Source organism: Xanthomonas sp. WHRI 7945, assembly GCF_035026585.1.
On the sequence record NZ_JAYIQP010000003.1, the window covers coordinates 250,768 to 271,904 of the forward strand.

The 21,137-nt window shown below is 71.1% G+C and carries 13 protein-coding genes; 3 read left to right on the forward strand and 10 right to left on the reverse strand.

Going from position 1 to position 21,137, the window contains the following annotated elements:
• Positions 1 to 200: 200 nt before the first annotated feature.
• The 10 genes from VDQ83_RS04205 to cysD form a co-directional block, all read right to left on the reverse strand.
• On the reverse strand, positions 201 to 1,706 hold the full coding sequence (locus VDQ83_RS04205) for a carboxylesterase/lipase family protein (RefSeq protein ID WP_455434012.1): 1,506 nt from the start codon (positions 1,704 to 1,706) through the stop codon (positions 201 to 203).
• Positions 1,707 to 1,711: 5 nt separating this feature from the next.
• Entirely contained in the window at positions 1,712 to 2,542 is an 831-nt protein-coding gene (locus VDQ83_RS04210) for a TrmH family RNA methyltransferase (protein WP_309921133.1), read from the reverse strand.
• A 399-nt stretch (positions 2,543 to 2,941) separates the two neighbouring features.
• A complete protein-coding gene (locus VDQ83_RS04215; RefSeq protein WP_455434013.1) occupies positions 2,942 to 4,399 on the reverse strand; it encodes an alanine/glycine:cation symporter family protein in 1,458 nt (485 codons plus the stop codon).
• Positions 4,400 to 4,544: 145 nt separating this feature from the next.
• Positions 4,545 to 5,102 (reverse strand): GNAT family N-acetyltransferase, encoded by a 558-nt coding sequence (locus VDQ83_RS04220; RefSeq protein ID WP_309921128.1) that lies wholly within the window; start codon positions 5,100 to 5,102, stop codon positions 4,545 to 4,547.
• A 130-nt stretch (positions 5,103 to 5,232) separates the two neighbouring features.
• Positions 5,233 to 8,358 (reverse strand): efflux RND transporter permease subunit, encoded by a 3,126-nt coding sequence (locus VDQ83_RS04225; RefSeq protein WP_455433968.1) that lies wholly within the window; start codon positions 8,356 to 8,358, stop codon positions 5,233 to 5,235.
• A complete protein-coding gene (locus VDQ83_RS04230) occupies positions 8,355 to 9,446 on the reverse strand; it encodes an efflux RND transporter periplasmic adaptor subunit (protein ID WP_455433969.1) in 1,092 nt (363 codons plus the stop codon). The genes VDQ83_RS04225 and VDQ83_RS04230 overlap by 4 nt, the downstream gene beginning before the upstream one ends.
• A gap of 171 nt (positions 9,447 to 9,617) precedes the next feature.
• Positions 9,618 to 10,043 (reverse strand): hypothetical protein, encoded by a 426-nt coding sequence (locus VDQ83_RS04235; protein ID WP_309921122.1) that lies wholly within the window; start codon positions 10,041 to 10,043, stop codon positions 9,618 to 9,620.
• 160 nt (positions 10,044 to 10,203) lie between these two features.
• Positions 10,204 to 12,885, reverse strand: coding sequence for a M1 family metallopeptidase (locus tag VDQ83_RS04240; protein ID WP_455433970.1), 2,682 nt, complete (start codon positions 12,883 to 12,885; stop codon positions 10,204 to 10,206).
• Between the two features lie 190 nt (positions 12,886 to 13,075).
• On the reverse strand, positions 13,076 to 15,112 hold the full coding sequence (gene cysN / locus VDQ83_RS04245) for a sulfate adenylyltransferase subunit CysN (RefSeq protein ID WP_455433971.1): 2,037 nt from the start codon (positions 15,110 to 15,112) through the stop codon (positions 13,076 to 13,078).
• Complete coding sequence (gene cysD / locus VDQ83_RS04250; RefSeq protein WP_309914654.1) at positions 15,112 to 16,020, reverse strand: sulfate adenylyltransferase subunit CysD; 909 nt, start codon at positions 16,018 to 16,020, stop codon at positions 15,112 to 15,114. The genes cysN and cysD overlap by 1 nt, the downstream gene beginning before the upstream one ends.
• Positions 16,021 to 16,225: 205 nt before the next feature.
• On the opposite strand from cysD, the gene VDQ83_RS04255 reads away from it, so the two are divergent.
• The 3 genes from VDQ83_RS04255 (at position 16,226) to VDQ83_RS04265 (ending at position 20,673) form a co-directional block, all read left to right on the forward strand.
• Entirely contained in the window at positions 16,226 to 18,097 is a 1,872-nt protein-coding gene (locus VDQ83_RS04255) for an assimilatory sulfite reductase (NADPH) flavoprotein subunit (RefSeq protein ID WP_455433972.1), read from the forward strand.
• Positions 18,098 to 18,211: 114 nt separating this feature from the next.
• Entirely contained in the window at positions 18,212 to 19,936 is a 1,725-nt protein-coding gene (cysI, locus tag VDQ83_RS04260) for an assimilatory sulfite reductase (NADPH) hemoprotein subunit (protein WP_455433973.1), read from the forward strand.
• A complete protein-coding gene (locus tag VDQ83_RS04265; RefSeq protein ID WP_263395500.1) occupies positions 19,933 to 20,673 on the forward strand; it encodes a phosphoadenylyl-sulfate reductase in 741 nt (246 codons plus the stop codon). The genes cysI and VDQ83_RS04265 overlap by 4 nt, the downstream gene beginning before the upstream one ends.
• Positions 20,674 to 21,137: the final 464 nt, after the last annotated feature.

Consider the following 21,137-nt stretch of genomic DNA (forward strand, 5'->3'; position numbering starts at 1 on the left):
AGTCGCTCCCACAAGATGTGGTCGACTGCGATATCCGAGTCAAAAGTGCTCACGGCGCAGTCGACTCCAGTTGCAGCGATCCACTTGCACCTGATCGGCACGCATCGCGATCGGGTCATGGCACAGCAGCCCGCATGGAAGGGCTGCGGCGGACCGCCCTGACGTCAAGCCGCTACGGGCGGCAGCAGCGGCAGTCTTGGCTACGGCAGATCGAGCAGCGCACACGCCTCGCGGCGCAAGCCGGTCACCGCGTGCGCGCCATCCTGGTCGAAACGCAGCGAGGCCTGGGTCGGCGCGAATGCCGGCCAGCGCGGTAGGCCGGCGACGTTCGGATCGCCGCTGCGCGCGAACGCGGCCCAGTAGCGCTGCAGGTTCAGCGGCGGCTGGCCGATCGGCAGGCCCTTGAACACGAACGGCAGTTCGGCGCTGTGGGTCACGCTGCCGCCGGGCGCGGCCAGATCGAATTCGTAGTGCCATACCGGCACGCCCTGCCGCGCCTGCGCGCGCGCCACCGCCAGCGCCGGGCAGCGGAACGTCAGGTCGGTGGCCAGTTGCATCGCCGCGTCGCCGTAGCGCGCGTCGGGCGCGGCGGCAGCCGCGCGAGATGGCGCCAGCACCCGTGCGGCCTGCGCCGGATAGTCGCGATGCAAGCGTGCCTCGGCGCCGCCGGCGCCGCCATAGGTCAGTTCCTGCGCCACGCTGCCCAGCAGCAGCGGCACGCGGTGCTGTTCGCCGGCGGCCAGCATCGCCGCCGGTGCGCGCGGCAGTACATAGCCGTCGACGATGGCCTGCAGCCAGACATAGCCGTCGTCGTCCAGCGCGGGCACATCGACGCCCTGCGCGGCCTGCAGCAAGCGCGCGACCGGAAGCCGCCGCAACGCCGGCAGGCGCTGCGCCGCACCGATCCCGGCGCGCTGCGCGATTGCCGCGCCGAGCGCCTCGTTCTCGCCCAGGCTGCGCGGCGGCAGGCCGAAGCCGGCGGTGCCGCTCTGTTCGATCGCCGCGCGGAACAGTCCTTTGGACAGCGGCGACAACTGCAGCAGGCCCACGTCCTGCGCGCCGGCGGACTGGCCGAAGATCGTCACCTGCGCCGGGTCGCCGCCGAAGCGGGCGATGTTGTCGCGCACCCAGCGCAGCGCCGCGATCTGGTCGAGCAGGGCATAGTTGCCGGAGGCGCGCTGCCCTGACTCGGCGCTCAGCTCGGGCAGCGACAGGAAGCCGAACACGCCCAGCCGGTACTGCACGGTGACCAGCACCACGTCCTGCTGCACCAGCGAGGACGGCAGGATGTCGGCGCCGCCGGCGACGTTGGCGCCACCGTGGATCCACACCATCACCGGCCGTTTCGCCGCCGGGTCCAGCCGCGGGGTCTGCACTTCCACGTACAGGCAGTCTTCGCTGGAGCGCTGCGCCAGCGCAGTGTTCCATCCGATCGCCGGCTGCGCGCAGGTCGGCGCCGGCTGGCTGGCGTCGCGCACGCCGCGCCAGCGTGCCGGCGCCTGCGGCGCACGCCAGCGGCGCGCGCCGGTCGGCGGCGCGGCGAACGGGATGGCGCGGAACAGCACGCTGCCGTCGGCCTGGGTCTGGCCGCGCAGCGTGCCCGCGGGCAAGGTCACCTGCGGCGCCGGTCCGGCAGCGGCCGTTGCCGCGGCGACCGGCGCAGCGGCGAGCAGCAGGCACGCGTACGCCAGGCAACGCCGCAGCAGCGGCGTCACCGCGCCGTGCCCTGCTGCGCGCGCCAGGCGCCGAGCAGCACCGCGGTGGCGGCGGCGACGTTGAGGCTCTCCACCGCGCCGCTGCCGGGGATCGACAGGCGCAGTTCGCAGGCCTGCGCGAAGGCGCGGTCCATGCCCTCGCTCTCGGCGCCCATCACGTACACCAGGCGCGGCGGCAGCGCCGCGGCGAACACGTCGGCGCCGCCGTCCACCAGCGTCGCCGCCAGCGCGAAGCCGGCCGCGCGCAACTGCGCCAGGGCCTGTTCGGTCGGCGGCAGCCGCACCAGCGGCACCGCCTCGGCGCCGCCTTCGGCCACGCGCGCGGCGGCGCCGGACAGCGCCAGCGTCGCCGTCTCCGGCAGCAGGATCGCGGCGGCGCCGAAATGCGCGGCCGAGCGCAGGATCGCGCCGAAGTTGTGCGGGTTGCCGACTCCGTCCAGCCACAGCGCCAGCGCCGGGCCCGGGGCCAGCGACTGCAGCCAGGCCGCCAGCGGCAACGCGTCCTCGCGCAGCACGTCGGCGACCACGCCTTCGTGGTGCGCGCTGGCCGCGAGCTTGTTCAGATCGGCCTCGTCCACGATCCGGTAGCCGACGCGATTGGCCGCGCACCACTTGAGCAAGGGCTGCAGCGCCGGGATCCGCGCCTCGGCCAGGTACAGCTTGCGGATCGCCTCGGGCCGGCGCGCGTGCACCGCGCGCACCGCGTTGAGCCCGTACAGGCGCAGTTCGCCGCGATTGGCGTCGGCCGCGCGCGGTGCGGCGGCGGCGCGTTCGGGCGGCGCCGGCGGGCGCGGGCCGCGCGGGCTCTTGCCCCAGGGATTGTTCATCGCGGCACGCTCGACCGCGTGGTGCCCGGCGCGCGGACGGCGCACGGGAAAGTAAGGACATGGCACATGGGCAAGGTCTCCTGGAGCAACGGCAACGCGCCGCATCGGCGCGACCGGGTGATTTTCGCTCATCCCCGGCATCGCCGGTGAAAACCGCTGCACGCATGGCCAAGCGCCCGCGGTCCGGCCGGTCGGCGTCGGCGCGGCAAGACGCATTGCGGTTACCGGCTTCGGATGCGGCGGCGAGGATTTGCCGCCACACCGATGGCGTTGCCGTCACATCGCGCGCCGTCGCTCCGCCCGCTGGCGATGCGCGTCAGCGGGCGGAGCAGCTGGCGCGACGCTGCCAGCGCAGTGCCGCGTGCCGGCCCGGTCATACCCGGGCACGGCCTACGCCGATCACTCCTTGCGCGACGCCTGCTGCAGGCGCTCGTGCCACAGGTCGGCGTTCTTGATGCCCAGCGGCACCGGATCGAATACCGGATCCAGTCCGGCCTTCTTCTGCCGCTCGTAGTCGCGCAACGCCAGCAGCGCCGGCTTCTGCAGGATCAGGATGGCGATGATGTTGAGCCAGGCCATCAGGCCCACGCCGATGTCGCCCAGCGACCACGCCAGCTTGGCGTCGTGGAACGCGCCGAAGATCACCATGCCCAGAATGCCCAGCCGCAGCACCAGCACGGTCAGCGGGCGCCGGCGGTTGCCGTTGATGTAGCTGAGGTTGGTCTCGGCCATGTAGTAATAGGCCATGATCGTGGTGAAGGCGAAGAAGAACAGCGCCAGCGCCACGAAGCCCGCGCCCCAGCCGGGCAGGATCGCGTCCACCGCGGCCTGCGCGTAGCCCGGGCCTTCCTGCACGCCGCGCACGCCGGAGAACAGGGGCTCGCCGCCGCTGGGCGCGTACACGTTGTACTTGCCGGTGGCCAGGATCAGGAACGCGGTCGCGGTGCACACCATCATCGTGTCGAAGTAGATCGCGAACGCCTGCACGTAGCCCTGCTTGGCCGGATGCGAGACCTCGGCCGCCGCGGCGGCGTGCGGACCGGTGCCCTGCCCGGCCTCGTTGGCGTAGATGCCGCGCTTGACCCCCCACTCCACCGCCAGGCCCAGCAGCGCGCCGAACGCGGCGTGCGCGCCGAACGCGCTGCGGAAGATGAGCGAGAACATCTCCGGCACGCGCTCGGCGTTGAGCGCCATCACCACCACCGCCATCAGGATGTAGCCCAGCGCCATGAACGGCACCACGATCTCGGCGAAGTTGGCGATGCGCTTGACCCCGCCGAAGATGATCACCGCCAGCAGCAGCGCGACGGTGATGCCGATGCCCAGCTTCAGCGCCTGCGCCGCCGGCAGCCCCATCCACAGTCCGTCGAGCGGGCCGCACAGCGGGCCGCCGCGGCAGGCGTTGACCACGCTGTCGGCGATCGCGTTGGCCTGCACGCCGGGCATCAGGAAGCCGGTGGCGGCGATGGTGGCGATCGCGAACAGAAGCGCGTACCACTTCAGGCCCATCGCCTTTTCGATGTAGTAGGCCGGACCGCCGCGGTAGCGGCCGTCGGCGTCCTTGACCTTGTAGATCTGCGCCAGGGTCGATTCGATGTACGAGGTGGAGGCGCCGAAGAAGCCCATCACCCACATCCAGAAGATCGCGCCCGGCCCGCCGAAGGCGATGGCGGTGGCCACGCCGGCGATATTGCCGATGCCGATGCGGCCGGCCATGGACATCGCCAGCGCCTGGAACGAGGACACGCCGGCGTCGGATTTCTGCCCGCCGATGGTCAGCCGCAGCATCTCGACGAAGCCGCGCACCTGCATGAAGCGGGTGCGGATGGTGAAGTACAGGCCGGCGGCCAGGCACATGAAGATCAGCGCCTTGCTCCAGATCAAGCCGTTCAATGCTGTGATGATCGATTCCACGCAGTTCCCCGAGGCGCAAGAAGGATGCCCCGGCGACGGGGGCTGGTTCGATTGTGCATGAATCGGCGATGACCGCGAAGCGCGGCGTTCACCGCGGCACGTGCAGGCGGCCGAACAGGAGCAGGTCGTGCAGCCGTTGCTGCTTGCGCAGCGCGCCGCGGCGCACGCCTTCGCGCACGAACCCGTTCTTCTCCAGCACCCGCGCCGAGGCCGCGTTGCCGTCCAGCACGGTGGCCTCCACGCGCAACAGCCCGAGCGCGGGAACCGCCCAGTCCAGGTACGCGGCGACGATCCGCGTCATCCGGCCCTGGCCCCAGTGCTGGCGCCCCAGCCAGTAGCCCAGTTCCGCCGCATGCGCGCGCTCGCCGTGGCCGGGGCGCAGGGCGATGCCGCCGCAGGCCTCGCCGCCGATCTCGATCGCCAGCACCGGCTGGCTCAGGTCGACCACGTGCCCGCCCAGGAACGCTTCGCCGTCGGCGCGGGTGTAGGGATGCGGGAAACGCTCGCTGAGTCCGCGCACCACCTGCGCATCGTCGGCATGGCGCAGCAGCGCATCGAGATCGTCGCGGCGCCAACGGCGCAGCTGCATGTCGTCCACGCTCAGGCGCAGCTCGCGCCAGGCCGCGGCGCAGGTGTCATCGGGCATCAGCGGTCTCTCGTGCGGATGAGCGGCCGAGCATAACCGGAGCGTTGCGTGCCTGTCGGCAGGGCCTGCGCGCGCCGTGGCGGCTAGCTAGGCGCAGCCGGACCCACGCTGAGCCGCGCCGGCGCCGCGCTCAGGCGTGGCCGCCCACCGACGGCGTCTGCGCCTCCAGGTGCTGCAGGCGTTGCTTCAGCGCGTCCGGCGAACGCGTGTACGGCGCCAGCAGCGCGTAGAACGCCGGCACCACGAACAGCGACAACAGCGTGGACACCGACACCCCGAAGATCACCACGATGCCGATGGTGGCGCGGCTGGCCGAGCCGGGTCCGCCGGCGACCACCAGCGGGATCGCGCCGACCACGGTGGCCAGCGAAGTCATCAGGATCGGCCGCAGCCGCACCGCCGACGATTCGACGATGGCTTCGCGCACGCTGCGGCCCTCGTCGCGCAGCTGGTTGGCGAACTCCACGATCAGGATGCCGTTCTTGGCCGCCAACCCGACCAGCATGACGATGCCGATCTGGCTGAACAGGTTGAGCGTGCCGCCGCTGAGCGCCAGGCCGATCAGCGCGCCGAGCACCCCCAGCGGCACGGTGAGCATGATCACCAGCGGATGGATGAAGCTCTCGAACTGCGCCGCCAGCACCAGGTACACGATCAGCAGCGCCAGCGCGAAGGTCAGCAGCACCGCGCCGCCGGCCTTCTGGTATTCGCGCGATTCGCCCTTCCAGTCGATCTGCGCATAGTCCGGCAGTTCTTCGCGCGCCACCTGCTGCGCCCAGACGATCGCTTCGCCGAGCGGATAGCCCGGGGCCAGGCCGGCGTTGATGGTGATCGCGCGCAAGCGGTTGAAGCGGTGCAGGTTGCCCGGCTCGGCGACCTCGCGCAGCGTCACCAGGTTGGACAGCGGGATCAGCTGGCCGCCGTCGGCGCGCACGCGGATCGCGGCCAGGTCGTCCGGGGTGGCGCGGCCGTCGCGGCTGGCCTGCAGCATCACGTCGTATTCCTCGCCGTTGTCGACGAAGGTGGTGACCTGGCGCGCGCCCATCAGCGTTTCCAGGGCGCGGCCGATCTCGGTGACCGGCACGCCGAGGTCGGCGGCGCGCTGGCGGTCGATCTCCACGCGCATCTGCGGCCGGGTTTCCTTGTAGTCCGAATCGGCGCCGACCAGGCCCGGGTTGTCGCCGATGCGCGCCAGGATGCGGTCGCGCCACTGCGCGATCTCGGCGTAGTCGGGGCCGCCGAGCACGATCTGGAACGGCTGCCCGCGGCTGTTGACCAGGCCGCCGCCGACCTGGGTGCGCGCGCGCACGCCGGGCAGCGCGGCCAGTTCCTGCTGCAGCTGCGCGGCGACGGCGGCGGTGGCCACTTCGCGCTGTCCCCAGTCCTGCAGGAACACGCTGACCCGCCCGGTATGCATCTCCTCGCTGACGCCGAAACTGCCGGGCACGCGCGGGTTGGCGCGCCGGATCGGCTTGTCCTCGCCGCGGTGGCGATCGAGGATGCTCTCCACCTGGTGCATCTGCCCCACGGTGTAGTCGAAACCGGCGCCCTCGGGCGCATCGATCATGACCTGGAACGACCCGCGGTCCTCCGCCGGCGCCAGTTCCGACGGAATGATTCGCGCCAGCAATGCGCTGGCCGCGACCGCCGCCAGCATCAGCGCACCGAACAGCCAGTAGCGGCCGACGTGGCGCTCGAGCACGCGCCGGTAGCGGTTGCTGATGCCCTGCAACCGCGCCTCGATCCAGCCGTGCACGCGGTTGGGCTTCTCCTTGGCGTGCGCCTTGAGCAGCTTGGACGACATCATCGGCGTCAGCGTCAGCGCGACGAACGCGGAGATCGCCACCGCCGCGGCCAGCGCCACCGCCAGCTCGCGGAACAGGCGGCCGGTGTTGCCCTCCAGGAAGCCCACCGGCAGGAACACCGCCACCAGCACCGCGGTAGTGGCGATCACCGCGAACGCGACCTGCGCGGTACCGCGGCGCGCGGCGACCAGCGCCGGTTCGCCCAGGTCCACGCGGCGTTGGATGTTCTCCACCACCACGATCGCATCGTCCACCACCAGGCCGATGCACAGCACCAGCGCGAGCAGGGTCAGCAGGTTGATCGAGAAACCGAACGCGTACAGCGCGATGAACGCGGCGATCAGGCACACCGGCACCGTCACCGCCGGGATCAGCGCGGCGCGCACGCTGCCCAGGAACAGCCAGATCACCACCAGCACCAGCACTACCGCCTCGATCAGCGTGTGGTACACGCGCTCCACCGAGGCGTCGATGAACACGGTGGTATCGAAGGCGACGAAGATGTTGGTGCCCTTGGGCAGGCTCTGCTGGATCTGCTGCGCGGCTGCGCGCGCGGCGCGGGCCACGTCCAGGCTGTTGGCGGTGGAGGTCTTGACGATGCCCAGGCCGACGTTGGGCACGCCGTTGCTGCGGAAGTACGCGCGGCGTTCGGCCGAGGCCAGCTCCACCTTGGCCACGTCGCCCAGCCGCACCACGTAGCCGTCGCTGCCCTTGCGCAGCGGGATCGCGGCGAAGTCCGCCGGCGTGCGGTAGCCGCGCTCCACGCGCAGGGTGAAGTCGCGGTCGGCCGATTCCAGCCGCCCGGCCGGCAGTTCCACGTTCTCGCGCGCCAGCGCCGCTTCCACGTCGGCGACGGTGAGCCCGCGCGCGGCCAGCTGGTCGCGCTCCAGCCAGATCCGCATCGCATAGCGCTGGCGCCCGCCCAGCCGCACCTGGGCCACGCCATCGATGCTGGACAGGCGGTCGACCACGTAGCGCTCGGCATAGTCGGACAGCTGCAGCGCGTCCATCGTGCTGGAGCTCATGTTGAGCCAGATGATGGCGTCGGCATCGGCCTCGACCTTGGCGATCTCCGGCGGATCGGCCTCGTCCGGCATGCGGTCCAGCACCCGGCTGACCGCATCGCGCACGTCGTTGGCGGCGGCCTCGATGTCGCGGCTGACGCGGAACTCGATGCTGATGTCGGCCACGCCGTTGGAACTGCGCGCCTCGATCGTCTCGATGCCTTCGATGCCGGCCAGCGCATCCTCCAGCACCTGGGTGATGCGGCTTTCCACCACCGCCGCCGATGCGCCGGGATAGCGCACCTCCACCGAGACGATCGGCGGATCGATCGCCGGCAGCTCGCGCAGGGTCAGCCGGCTGTACGCCATCACCCCCAGCACCACCAGCAGCAGGCTCATCACCGCGGCGAACACCGGCCGCGTGATCGAGACGTCCGATAGTTTCATCGGCCGCGGTCCGCGGCGCCGTTCGTGCCACCGGCGCCGGGCGCCGCAGCGGCGGTATCGACCACCGCCACGCCCGGGCGCAGCTTGCCGGTGCCGTCGACGACGATGCGCTGGCCGGCGGCCAGCCCGTCCAGGATCTCGACCAGGCCGCTGCGGCGCACGCCGGTGCGCACGTCGGCGCGCTCGACCTTGGCGTCGGCACCGACCCGGTACACGAACGACTCGCGGCCGACCTGCACCACCGCGATCTCCGGGATCACCAGCGCCTGCCGCTCCGGCCGGTACAGGCGCACGTCCATCAGCATGCCCGGGCGCAGTGCGCGGTCGGCGTTGTCGAAATCGGCGCGCACGGTGATCGCGCGGGTGGCGCTGTCCACCCGTGCATCGACGGTGCTGACGACGCCCTCGAAGCTGCGCCCCGGATAGGCCACGCTGGCGCCGCCGACCTTGTCGCCGACCGCTACCGAGGCCATCGCCGCCTCCGGCACCTGGAAGTCCACGTAGACCCGCGCCACGTCGTCGAGCGTGGCGATCGTCGCATCCGGGGTCAGCAGCGAGCCGGGGCTGATCTGGCGCAGGCCGAGCACGCCGGCGAACGGCGCGCGCACGCTGCGGTCGCCGATGTCCGCGCGCATCTGCAGCACCCGCGCCTCGGCGGCATCGCGCAGCGCGCGTTGCGTGTCCAGCTGCGCGCGCGACACCAGTTGCCGGCCGACCAGCTCGCTCTGCCGCCGGTACAGCTGCTCGGCCTCGGTGAAGGTGGCCTCGGCCTCGCGCAGCGCGGCCTGCTGGCTCTGCCCGCGCAGCGTCACCAGCGGCGCGCCAGCCGCCACTTCCTGGCCGCTGTCGAAATGCACTCGCTCCACGATCTCGCTGACCTTGGCGGTCAGCGTCACCGATTCGCGCGCCTTGACCGTGCCCAGCGACGACAGGCTGTCGCTCCACGGACGCACCTCAACCGTCTGCAGCGTCACCGGCACGGCATCGGCGCTCTTCGCCGGCGCGGGCGGCTTGCCGCAGGCGATCAGGGCGATGGACAGCGAGACGAGGCACGCCAGGCGGACGCCGGCGCGTGGTCGGTGCGGCATGAGCATCCCGGACGCAAGAGGTTCAGCCCAGTTTAACGGGACGACGTGACGGTCGTTGACACAGACCGGCCATGACCAACGACCCTTGCCAGCGCCGCCGGACGCCTTTGCCAGCGCCTGCCGCCACGCCCCTGGCGGCGCGGGCGCCAGGTCCTCGAACCGGATGGCCGCTCAGGCGGAGCCGGACCCGCGACGGCGGGTGAAATACGGGTACGCCGCCATGAACGCGAGCGCGCAAGCGCTGCCGAACAGCGCGCGCAGCGCCTGGCCGGCGCTGTGCGGGATCTTCCACGCCTGCAGCGCGCTGTCGTACCAGGTCAGCTGCAACAGCAGCACGCCGAACACCGCCATCGGCAGGCCGAAGGCGAACCAGCCGAACACCCGCAACGCCGGCTTGGTCCGCCGGTCCTGCAGCTTGCCGACGATCTCGGTGGTCGCCAGGTGGTACTGGAACGGGTCGCTGGTGGAGTGCAGCGGACGCTGCGTCGGTGGCGGTTCCGGGCGCACCGGCTGATCGGTCACCTGTTCCACGGCCGCCGGCGCGACCAGCTCTGTGACATTGGTCCTGGCCAGCAAGGCCTGCATCTTCGGATCCACGCGTTCCCCCTGAACGTCGTGCGGCCGCTGCGCCACTCGCGCCGCCGCCGCGTGGACGCGGCCTCCGGAGCGGTCGCCCCGGATCCCTACCGCATCCCTGCCGCCATAGCATGCGCAACGTCGCCGCGGCCGGCAATGCCGGCGCGGCGGCATCCGTGCCTCAGCGCACGAGCGGCGCGGCGCGCTGCTGCTGCCGCAGCGCGCTGCACAGCCGGATCGTCTCGGCGGTCTGCGCCAGGCCGCGATCGGCGCCACTGAGCTGCTGCAGGCGCGGCGTGAAGAACGCCTCCAGGCGCTCGGCCTCGGCCACCTCGCAACCGCCGGACGCGGCCAGCGCCGGCAGGCGGCCGCCGTCGAAGGACCCGGACCGCGCGACGAGGCGGTCGAAGTGGGCGGTGTACCAGCTCCACATGGATTCATGGGTGGCGGCATCGGCATGCGCGCCCATCAGCAGGCTCGTCATCTCGCCGACCTTGACCGCGTCGGTCAGCGCGAAATCGCGCACCTTCTGCAGTTGCCGCGGATCGCGCACCATCGACAGCGCGGCGATCATCGCGTTGCGCTGCGCCGGTTCGCCATGACTGCGCAGCGCCGCCAGCAGCGTGTCCACGGCCGCGTCGCCGCGCTCCTGCACCGCCACCGCCAACGCACTGCCGAGCAGGTCCGGATCGGCGGCGGCGAAGTCCGGGCCATGGCCGTTGTTGCCGGCCAGCACCGCATCGCCCTGCGCCAGCAGCGCCTGGCGCACCGCCGGCACGCCCAGCTCCACGCCGAGCAGGCTGGCCAGATCCGTGCGCAGCGCCACGTCGTCGGCGCTGTCGCTGGCGCGGCGCCGGTAGCCCAGCGCCTGCAGGCGCGCGCCGAACGCCTGCTCGGCCTGGCTGCGCAGCGCGGCGCGCTGGGCGTCGTCGGTCGCCAGCACGCGCCAGATCCAGCCGAAGCGGTCGACCAGCGCGGTCGCCACCGGCGCGGCCGGCGCCGGCGCTAGCCTCTGCATCGCCGCGACCACGTCGGCGCTGTCGGCATCGCCCCTGCGGAACGCCGCGTCGATGGCATCGGCGTAGGCGAGCTTTTCGGCGTCGCCGAGCGCATCCAGGTGGCGGCCCAGCGTGTCCAGCTGCGCCTTCGGCAGGCCGAAGCGGTAGTAGCCGGCGCCCTCGGCGTTCGGCAGCACCCAGCTGTTCTTGTCGGCGCCCTGCAGCACGATGCTGCCGTCGGCGCCGGACAGCATCGTGCAAGCGCGTCGCGCGCCTTGCGCGGTGCCGTACTTCACGCACACCGGCAGGCCCCAACTGCGCGCGGCCTCGCCGCTGGAGCCCAGCGGCAGGTAGCGCTGCTGCTGCAGCCGCAGCACCGCGCCCTGCCTGCCGGGGTCCAGCCGGGCCTGCACGTAGGGCACGCCGGGCTGGTCGAGGAAACTGCGGAAGGCAGCCTTGAAGTCGTCGCCCTTGCCGGCCGCCACGGCGATCGCATCAATCAGGTCGTCGGCGGTGGCGTTGCCGAAGCGGTGCGCGGCGATGTAGCTGCGCATCCCGGTGCGGAAGGTGTCGGCGCCGACGAAGGCCTCGAACATCCCCAACACCGCCGCGCCCTTCTTGTAGGTGATGCTGTCGAACGCGGTCTCGATGTCGCCGTTGCCGGTGATCGGCTGGCGGATCTTGCGCGCGCTGACCAGGCTGTCGTTGTCCATCGCGGTCTGCGCGGATGCGACGCGGTCCAGGTCGGCGCGGTACTCCGGGCGCAGCTGCATGGTGATCTTCTGCTGCATCCAGGTGGCGAACGCCTCGTTGAGCCACAGGTCGTCCCACCAGGTCATGGTCACCGTGTCGCCGGTCCACTGGTGCGCCAGTTCGTGCGCGGTGACGTTGAACGAGCCCTGCACGTTGCGCCGCGGCGAATCCTCGTCCAGCAGCAGCAACCAGTCGCGGAAGGTGACGAAGCCCGGGTTCTCCATCGCGCCGGCGGAGAAATCCGGCGCGGCCACCAGGTCGAGCTTGTCGAACGGATAGCCGAAGCCGTAGTAGTCCTCGAGCGCGGTGATGATGGCCGGGGTCTGTTCCAGCGCGCGCCGGATGCGCGGCCCCTGGCCCTGCGCGGTGACGCCGCGCAGCGGCGTGGCGTGCGCGCGCTGCGGCGTGGCCGGCAGCGCCGGCGCGTCGACCACGTCCCACGGGCCGACGCCGTAGGCGACCAGGTAGGTCGGCAGCGGCTCGGTCTCGGCGAAACGCACCGTCTTCCAGCCCTTGCCGGCGGGACTGGTGGCGACGGCCTGGGTGTTGGCCAGGGCCTGGTCGGCCTCGGGCACGGTCAGGCGCAGCGCGAACGGGGTCTTCAGCGATGGCTCGTCGAAACCCGGGAACGCGTAGCGCGCGCTGATCGGCTCCATCTGCGTGAGCGCATAAGCATGGCCCTGGTATCTGACCTGGTACAGGCCCTGCAGCTGCTGGTTGAGCGGGGCGCTGTAGGCGATGGTCAGGGTCAGTTCCTGTGGCTGCAGCACGCGTCCGAACGCGATGCGCGCCACGCCTGCCTGCGCGTCGGCCTGCTCGTAGCGCACCGCGAACGGCGTGCCGGTGGCGGTGCGCAGCGTGGCCTTGGCGACGCGCAATTCCTTGCCGTGCAGCCAGAGGTGGTCGGACGCCTGCGCGAGCCGCACTCGGATCGTGGCGGTGCCGCTGAACGCGGGCTGCGCCGGGTCGATCTTCAGGTCCAGCGCGTAGTGCTGCGGCACCGCCCAGGACGGCAGGCGCCCGCTCGGCACGGCGTCGGGCGCCTGCGCAAAGGCCGCGCCGCAGCACAGCACCAACATAGAAGGCAACAAGGAAAGCGACAGGCGGGCCATGGGACGGCTTCTTCGACGGCGGGGAGCCGTGGACTTAAGCACGCGCGGCGCCGGGTGTCATGTGGCCGAGGACCCATGCGCGCGCGCGGACCGGTGTAGCGCCGGTCCCTGCATGCGCGCTGCAGCGCGTCGCGCTCACGGCGAACGCGACGCAGCTGCCGGTGTGCGCCGGACAGCGCGCCGCCGCAGCTCAGTCCTGCGCGTCCAGCCAGGCCAGCACCCGCGCCGCCAGCGCCTCGGCGTTGTCGCCATCGGCCTGCAGGTGCAGTTCCGGCTGCGCCGGCGCCTCGTACGGCGAATCGATGCCGGTGAAGTTGGGGATCTGCCCGGCGCGCGCCTTGGCGTACAGCCCCTTGACGTCGCGCGCCTCGGCCACGTGCAGCGGCACGTCGACGAACACCTCGACGAACTCGCCGTCCTCGAAACGCGACCGCGCCATCGCGCGCTCGGCGCGGAACGGCGAGATGAAGCTGACCAGCACGATCAGCCCGGCGTCGGCCATCAGCCTGGCGACCTCGGCGACGCGGCGGATGTTCTCCACCCGGTCCTCGTCGGTGAAGCCGAGGTCGCGGTTGAGGCCGTGGCGCACGTTGTCGCCATCGAGCAGGAAGGTGTGCCGGCCCTGCGCATGCAGCCGCTTCTCGACCAGGTTGGCGATGGTCGACTTGCCGGCGCCGGACAGGCCGGTGAACCACAGCACCTTCGCCGCCTGGCCCTTGATCCGCGCGCGCGCCGTCTTGTCCACGTCCAGGTGCTGCCAGTGCACGTTGCCGGCGCGGCGCAGCGCGAAGTCGAGCGTGCCGGCGGCGACGGTGGCGTTGCTCTGCCGGTCGATCAGGATGAAACCGCCGAGCGCACGGTTGCGCGCGTACGGCTCGAACGCGATCGGTTCGTCCAGCGCCAGGTTGCAGTAGCCGACCTCGTTGAGCTCCAGGCGCTTGGCCGCCAGCCGCTCCTGCGTGTTCACGTCGATGCGGTGCTTGATCTCGCTGACGCTGGCCGACACGGTGCGGGTGCCGAGCTTCAGCCAGTACGGGCGCCCCGGCAGCAACGCGGCATCGTCCATCCACAGCACGTGCGCGGCGAACTGGTCGGCCACTTCCGGCGGGTCGCCGGCGGCGGCGATGACGTCGCCGCGGCTGATGTCGATCTCGTCGGCCAGGGTCAGCGTCACCGCCTGCCCGGCCACCGCGTGCGCGACATCGCCGTTGCCGTCGAGCACCCGCGCCACGGTGGAGCGGCGCGCCGACGGCAGCACCACCACCGCATCGCCCGGGCGCACCTGGCCGGCCGCGAGCGTGCCGGCGAAACCGCGGAACTGTTGGTTAGGGCGGTTGACCCATTGCACCGGCAGGCGCAGGCCGCTGTCGGCGTCGCGCGCTTCCAGGTCCAGGCCTTCCAGGTGTTCGAGCAAGGCCGGGCCGGCGTACCAGGGCGTGCGCGCGGACCGCTGCGACAGGTTGTCGCCGTCCAGCGCCGACAGCGGGATGCACTGCACCTGGGCGATGCCCAGCTGCGCGGCCAGCGCCCGGTAGCTGGCGGCGATCGCGTCGAAGGTGGCCTGGTCGAAGCCGACCAGGTCCATCTTGTTGACCGCCAGCACCACGTGGCGGATGCCGAGCAGCGAGACGATGTAGCTGTGGCGGCGGGTCTGGGTCAGCAGGCCCTTGCGCGCATCGACCAGCACCACCGCCACGTCGGCGCTGGACGCGCCGGTGGCCATGTTGCGGGTGTACTGCTCGTGGCCGGGGCAGTCGGCGACGATGAACTTGCGCCGGTCGGTATCGAAGTAGCGGTAGGCCACGTCGATGGTGATGCCCTGCTCGCGCTCGGCGGCCAAGCCATCGAGCAGCAGCGCGTAGTCGATCTCGCCGCCACGGGTGCCGTGGCGCTTGCTGTCGGCGCTGAGCGCGGCGAGCTGGTCGTCGAACAGGCGCTTGCTGTCGTACAACAGGCGCCCGATCAAGGTGCTCTTGCCGTCGTCGACGCTGCCGCAGGTGATGAAGCGCAGCAGCGGCTTTTGTTCGTGCTGTTGCAGGTATGCGGCGATGGCGTTGCCGCCGTCGCCGCGGGACTCGGGACTCGGGACTCGGGACTCGGACGATTCCGCGAACTGAGAGTCCGCGCCGGACGCAGACAGTCGCCCAACGGCCGAATCTGGGGTCTCAAGTTCCGGTGCTTTTTCGAGTCCCGAGTCCCGAGTCCCGAGTCCCGCATGAATAGCCATCAGAAATACCCCTCCAACTTCTTCTTCTCCATCGACGCGCCCGGATCCTGATCGATCACCCGCCCCTGCCGCTCCGACGAGGTCGCCAGCAGCATCTCGGCGATGATCTTCTCCAGCGTGTCGGCCTGCGATTCGATCGCGCCGGTCAGCGGGTAGCAGCCCAGGGTGCGGAAACGCACATGCCGCAACTGCGGCACTTCGCCCTCGCGCAGCGGCAGCCGCGCGTCGTCGACCAGGATCAGCGCGCCGTCGCGCTCCACCACCGGGCGCTCGGCCGCGAAATACAGCGGCACCACCGGAATCGACTCGCGGTAGATGTACAGCCAGATGTCCAGTTCGGTCCAGTTGGACAGCGGGAACACGCGCACGCTCTCGCCGGCATGGACCCGGGCGTTGTACAGGTTCCACAGCTCCGGGCGCTGGTTCTTCGGATCCCAGCGATGCTTGTCGTTGCGGAACGAGAATACCCGCTCCTTGGCCCGCGCCTTCTCCTCGTCGCGGCGCGCGCCGCCGATCGCCGCGTCGAACCTGCCCTGGTCCAGCGCCTGCTTCAGGCCCTGGGTCTTCATCACGTCGGTATGCACGGTGGCACCGTGGGTAAACGGACCGATGTCCTGGGCGATGCCGTCGGGATTGATGTGCACCCGCAGGTCCACCCCGGTCTCGGCGGCGCGGCGGTCGCGGAACGCGATCATCTCGCGGAACTTCCAGCGCGTGTCCACGTGCAGCAGCGGAATCGGCGGCGGCGCCGGCGCGAACGCCTTCAGCAGCAGGTGCAGCAGCACCGAGCTGTCCTTGCCGACCGAATACAGCAGCACCGGATTGCGGAACTCGGCCGCCACCTCGCGCAGGATGTGGATGCTTTCGGCCTCGAGCCGGTCGAGGTGGGACAGGGCGGAAGACTGCATCGGGGACAACGCGAGGCTCTTTGGAAAGGGATGTGCCGAGGGTAGCAGCGCCCGCGGCGCCTGGGGCGACCGGGGCCGGCAGTGTGTGATGCGCCAGGCGGGCACTGAAATAAGCGGGGGGCATAAGCCGATAACCCCTGCTCCTTTCTGCGCTGCGCAACGGATCCCTAACATCGGTCATCCCTTGTTCCCACCCGGACCGGTCATGACCGCCGCCTCGCCCGCGTTGCCGCCCAGCCCCTTGCCCGACGAGCGCAAGGCGCTGCTGGCGCGGACGGTGGAGGGGCTGGATGCGGCCAGCCTGTGGTGGCTGTCCGGCTATGCCGCCGGCCTGGCCCAGGGCCAGGGCCATGCGCCGCCGTCGCTGGCGGTGCTGCCGGGCGGTGCGGCGGCCAGCCAGGGCGCGCAGCGGCTGAGCGTGGTCTACGGCAGCCAGACCGGCAACGCGCGCCGCGCCGCCGAACAGCTGGCCGCCGAAGCCGAAGCGGCCGGGCTGACGGTGCGGGTGCTGCGCGCCGATGCCTACCCGACCCGCGAACTGGCCAACGAGCGTTTGCTGTACGTGGTCATCAGCACCCAGGGCGAAGGCGATCCGCCGGACGATGCGATCGGCCTGGTCGAGTTCCTGCAGGGCCGGCGCGCGCCCAAGCTGCCCGAGCTGAAGTACGCGGTGCTCGGCCTGGGCGATTCCAGCTACGCCGACTTCTGCGGCATCGGCAAGCGCATCGATGCGCGCCTGGCCGAACTCGGCGCGCAGCGGGTGGTCCCGCTGGGCGAGGCCGACCTGGACATCGACACCGTGGCGACGCCGTGGCGTACCCAGGCGCTGGCGCAGGCGCGCGAACTGCTGAAGAGCGCGGCCGCGCCGTCGGCGACGGTGACCCCGCTGCGCGGCGCCGCCAGCGCCAGCTGGAGCCACGCGCGCCCGTTCGCCGCCGAGGTGCTGGCCAACCAGCGCATCAGCGGCCGCGACTTCAAGGGTCCGCGCTATGCCGCGCATGGCGACGCCGACAAGGACGTGCGCCACCTGGAGCTGTCGCTGGCCGGCAGCGGCCTGCACTACGAGCCCGGCGACGCGCTGGGCATCCGCCACCGCAATCCGCCGGCGCTGGTCGAGGCGGTCTTGACGGCGACGCGACTGGACGGTCATGCGCACGTCACCGTCGATGCGGAAACTCTGCCCCTGCACGAGTGGCTCGCCGCGCATCGCGAACTGACCCGGGCATCGCGGCCGTTCCTGGCCGCGGTCGCCCGTCGCTCAGCCGCCCCGGCGCTGGAACAGCTGCTCGACCCTACCCAGACCGCCGGTCTGGCGGCGTTGCTGGACGATCACCAGGTGATCGACGTGCTGCGGCGCTGGCCGGCGGATTGGGACCACAGCGCGCTGCTGGACGCGCTGCGGCCCCTGGCCCCGCGTCTGTATTCGATCGCCTCCAGCCGCAAGCGGGTCGGCGACGAAGTCCACCTCACCGTCGACGTGCTGGCCTACCAGGCGCACGGCCACGCCCATGGCGGCGCGGCCAGCGGCCATCTCGCCGCCCTGGCCGAAGGCGACAGCGCCGCGGTCTACATCGAACCCAACGAACGCTTCCGGGTACCCGCCGACGGCAGCCGCGACATCCTGATGATCGGTCCCGGCACCGGCGTGGCCCCGTTCCGCGGTTTCGTCCAGGAGCGCGCCGAGAGCGGCGCCGGCGGCCGCAACTGGCTGTTCTTCGGCGCCCGCCACTTCAACCAGGACTTCCTGTACCAGGCCGAGTGGCAGCAGGCGCTGCGCAGCGGCGAACTGCAGCGGCTGGACCTGGCGTTCTCGCGCGACGTGCAGCCGCTGCGCGACGGCAACCTGCCGCACAAGGTCTACGTGCAGCAACGCCTGCGCGAACACGGCCGTGACGTCTACGACTGGCTGCAGAACGGCGCGCACCTGTACGTGTGCGGCGCGATCGGCATGGGCAAGGACGTGCACGCCACGCTGCAGCAGATCGTGGTCGAACACGGCGCGCACAGCGCCGAAGACGCCGCGGCCTATCTCACCTCGCTGCAGCGGGAGGGGCGGTATGCACGCGATGTCTATTGAGAAGTCGGGACTCGGGACTCGGGACCCGGGACTCGAAGAACGGAAGCCGGTGAAGCCTCAGTACGCGATCGTGCGCTTTTCCGAGTCCCCAGTCCCGAGTCCCGAGTCCCGCAAATGAGCCACTCCGTAGAAGACATCAAAGCCGAAAGCCGCCGCCTGCGCGGGTCGCTGCTGCAGAGCCTGGCCGATCCGGTGACCGGTGCGCTGCGCGAGGACGATCAGACGCTGATCAAGTACCACGGCAGCTATCAGCAGGACGATCGCGACCTGCGCGACGAGCGGCGCCGGCAGAAGCTCGAACCGGCCTACCAGTTCATGATCCGCACGCGCACGCCGGGCGGCGTGATCACCCCGGAACAGTGGCTCAAGCTCGACGCCATCGCCACCACCTACGGCAACCATTCGCTGCGCGTCACCACGCGCCAGGCGTTCCAGTTCCACGGCGTGATCAAGCGCGAGCTCAAGGCGACGATGCAGGCGATCAACGCCGCGCTGATCGACACGCTGGCCGCGTGCGGCGACGTCAACCGCAACGTGCAGGTCGCCGCCAACCCGCTGGCCTCGCGTGCGCACGCCACGCTGTACGCCGACGCGGCGCGGGTGTCCGAGCACCTGCTGCCCAACACCCGCGCCTACTACGAGATTTGGCTGGACGAAGAGCAAGTGGCCGGCAGCGGCCGCGAAGACGAGCCGGTGTACGGCGACACCTACCTGCCGCGCAAGTTCAAGATCGGCTTCGCGCTGCCGCCGATCAACGACGTGGACGTGTTCGCCAACGATCTTGGCTTCATCGGCGTGGCCGGCGCCGACGGCGAACTGGCCGGCTACAACGTCAGCATCGGCGGCGGCATGGGCGCGACCCATGGCGACGCCGAGACCTACCCGCGGGTGGCCAATGTGATCGGCTTCATTGCACGCGACCAGTTGCTCGACGTCGCCACCGCTGTGGTCACCACCCAGCGCGACCTCGGCAACCGCACCGTGCGCAAGCGCGCGCGCTTCAAGTACACCATCGACGACCATGGCCTGGATGTCGTGGTCGCCGAGATCCAGCGCCGCGCCGGCATCGTGCTGCAGCCGACCCGCGCGTTTTCCTTCGCGCACAACGGCGACCGCTACGGCTGGAGCGAAGGCGAGGACGGCCGCGCGCACCTGACCCTGTCGCTGCCGGCCGGGCGCATCGCCGACCATGACGCCGGCGCGCGCCACCTCAGCGGCCTGCGCGAGATCGCCGAACTGCTGCAGCGCGACGGCGATGGCGCGCATTTCCGCATGACCTCCAACCAGAACCTGGTCATCGCCGGCATTCCCGCCGCGCAGCGCGAGGCGGTCGACACCCTGGTGCGCGCGCATGCGCTGGACGCCGGCAACCAGGCGCGCACCGCGCTGGCGCGCGCGGCGATGGCCTGCGTGGCGCTGCCGACCTGCGGCCTGGCGATGGCCGAGGCCGAGCGCTACCTGCCCGACCTCGCCGGCAAGCTGGAGCCGTTGCTGGACCGGCATGGATTGCGCGAGGCGCCGATCCTGCTGCGCATCTCCGGTTGCCCGAACGGCTGCTCGCGGCCGTACCTGGCCGAGATCGCGCTGGTCGGCAAGGCGCCCGGCCGCTACAACCTGATGCTCGGCGCCGACCACCGCGGCCAGCGCCTGAACACGCTGTACCGCGAGAACATCACCGAGCCGGAAATCCTCGACGCGCTGGACCCGCTGTTCGCGCGCTATGCCGGCGAACGCGACGCCGACGAAGGCTTCGGCGATTTCCTGCACCGCAGCGGCCTGGTCGACCTGCCCGCCTATCCCACCCACCGCCATCTCATTCCTTCGGAACTGCACGCATGAGCGCCCTGCCCGCCTCCGCCCCACACGACTCCGCCAACGCCCCGGCGACGGCATGGGACCTCGACGCGGTCAACGCGCTGCTGGCGCCGATGACCGCGGTGCAGCGCGTGGCCTGGGCGCTCGAACACGGCCCGGCCGAGGCCGCGCTGTCCTCGAGCTTCGGCGCGCAATCGGCGGCGACCCTGCATCTGCTGACCCAGCAGTTGCCGGAGATCCCGGTGATCCTGATCGACACCGGCTACCTGTTCGCCGAGACCTACCGCTTCGCCGACGCGCTCAGCGACCGGCTCAAGCTCAACCTCAAGGTGTACCGGCCGCTGGTCAGCCGCGCCTGGATGGAGGCGCGCCACGGCCGCCTGTGGGAACAGGGCATGGTCGGCATCGAGCAGTACAACAACCTGCGCAAGGTCGAGCCGATGCGCCGCGCGCTGGACGAACTGAAGGTCGGCACCTGGTTCACCGGCCTGCGCCGCAGCCAGTCCGACAGCCGCGCGCAAACCCCGTTCGTGCAGAAGCGCGGCGAGCGCTACAAGATCAACCCGATCGCCGACTGGAGCGACCGCGACCTGTGGCAGTACATGCAGCAGCACGGCCTGCCCTACCACCCGCTGTGGGAGGAAGGCTACGTGTCGATCGGCGACTTCCACACCACCCGCCGCTGGGAACCGGGCATGCGCGAGGAAGACACCCGCTTCTTCGGCCTCAAGCGCGAGTGCGGCATCCACGAGGATGTCTGAGTCTGTGTGGCGACGCATGCCGCGGGGCCTCACAGGCCACCGCACGCCCCTGTAGGAGCGACTTCAGTCGCGACGAACGAAGCGATAGACCGTCCGGCTTCGAATGCCGTCGGAACTGAAGTCCCCTCACGTGCACCAGCCGGTCTACTCGCAGCGCTTTGTAGCAGCGGTTTCAACCGCGACGAACGGAGCGGTGAACCTTCCAGCTTCGGATAGATACGGTCGGGACTGAAGTCCCTCCTACAGTGAACCCAGCAGGCGCCTCGCACAGCGTCCTGTAGGAGCGGTTTCAACCGCGACGAACGGAGCGGTGAACCTTCCGGCTTCGGATAGATACGGTCGGGACTGAAGTCCCTCCTACACTGCACCCAGCAGGCGCCTCGCGTAGCCCTCCTGTAGGAGCGGCTTCAGCCGCAACGAACGGAGCGGCGAACCTTCCGGCTTCGGGATGCCGTCGGGACTGA

Bases quoted from the DNA above. Each gene is read 5' to 3' on its own strand.
- VDQ83_RS04230 (WP_455433969.1), bottom strand. From the start codon at position 9,446: ATGCCGCACCGACCACGCGCCGGCGTCCGCCTGGCGTGCCTCGTCTCG.
- VDQ83_RS04255 (WP_455433972.1), top strand. From the start codon at position 16,226: ATGACCGCCGCCTCGCCCGCGTTGCCGCCCAGCCCCTTGCCCGACGAG.
- VDQ83_RS04215 (WP_455434013.1), bottom strand. From the start codon at position 4,399: ATGTGCCTGGCCGCCGGCCTGTACTTCACCATCCGCACCCGCTTCATG.
- VDQ83_RS04220 (WP_309921128.1), bottom strand. From the start codon at position 5,102: ATGCCCGATGACACCTGCGCCGCGGCCTGGCGCGAGCTGCGCCTGAGC.
- VDQ83_RS04210 (WP_309921133.1), bottom strand. From the start codon at position 2,542: ATGAACAATCCCTGGGGCAAGAGCCCGCGCGGCCCGCGCCCGCCGGCG.
- VDQ83_RS04225 (WP_455433968.1), bottom strand. From the start codon at position 8,358: ATGAAACTATCGGACGTCTCGATCACGCGGCCGGTGTTCGCCGCGGTG.
- VDQ83_RS04240 (WP_455433970.1), bottom strand. From the start codon at position 12,885: ATGGCCCGCCTGTCGCTTTCCTTGTTGCCTTCTATGTTGGTGCTGTGC.
- VDQ83_RS04265 (WP_263395500.1), top strand. From the start codon at position 19,933: ATGAGCGCCCTGCCCGCCTCCGCCCCACACGACTCCGCCAACGCCCCG.
- cysI (WP_455433973.1), top strand. From the start codon at position 18,212: ATGAGCCACTCCGTAGAAGACATCAAAGCCGAAAGCCGCCGCCTGCGC.
- cysN (WP_455433971.1), bottom strand. From the start codon at position 15,112: ATGGCTATTCATGCGGGACTCGGGACTCGGGACTCGGGACTCGAAAAA.
- cysD (WP_309914654.1), bottom strand. From the start codon at position 16,020: ATGCAGTCTTCCGCCCTGTCCCACCTCGACCGGCTCGAGGCCGAAAGC.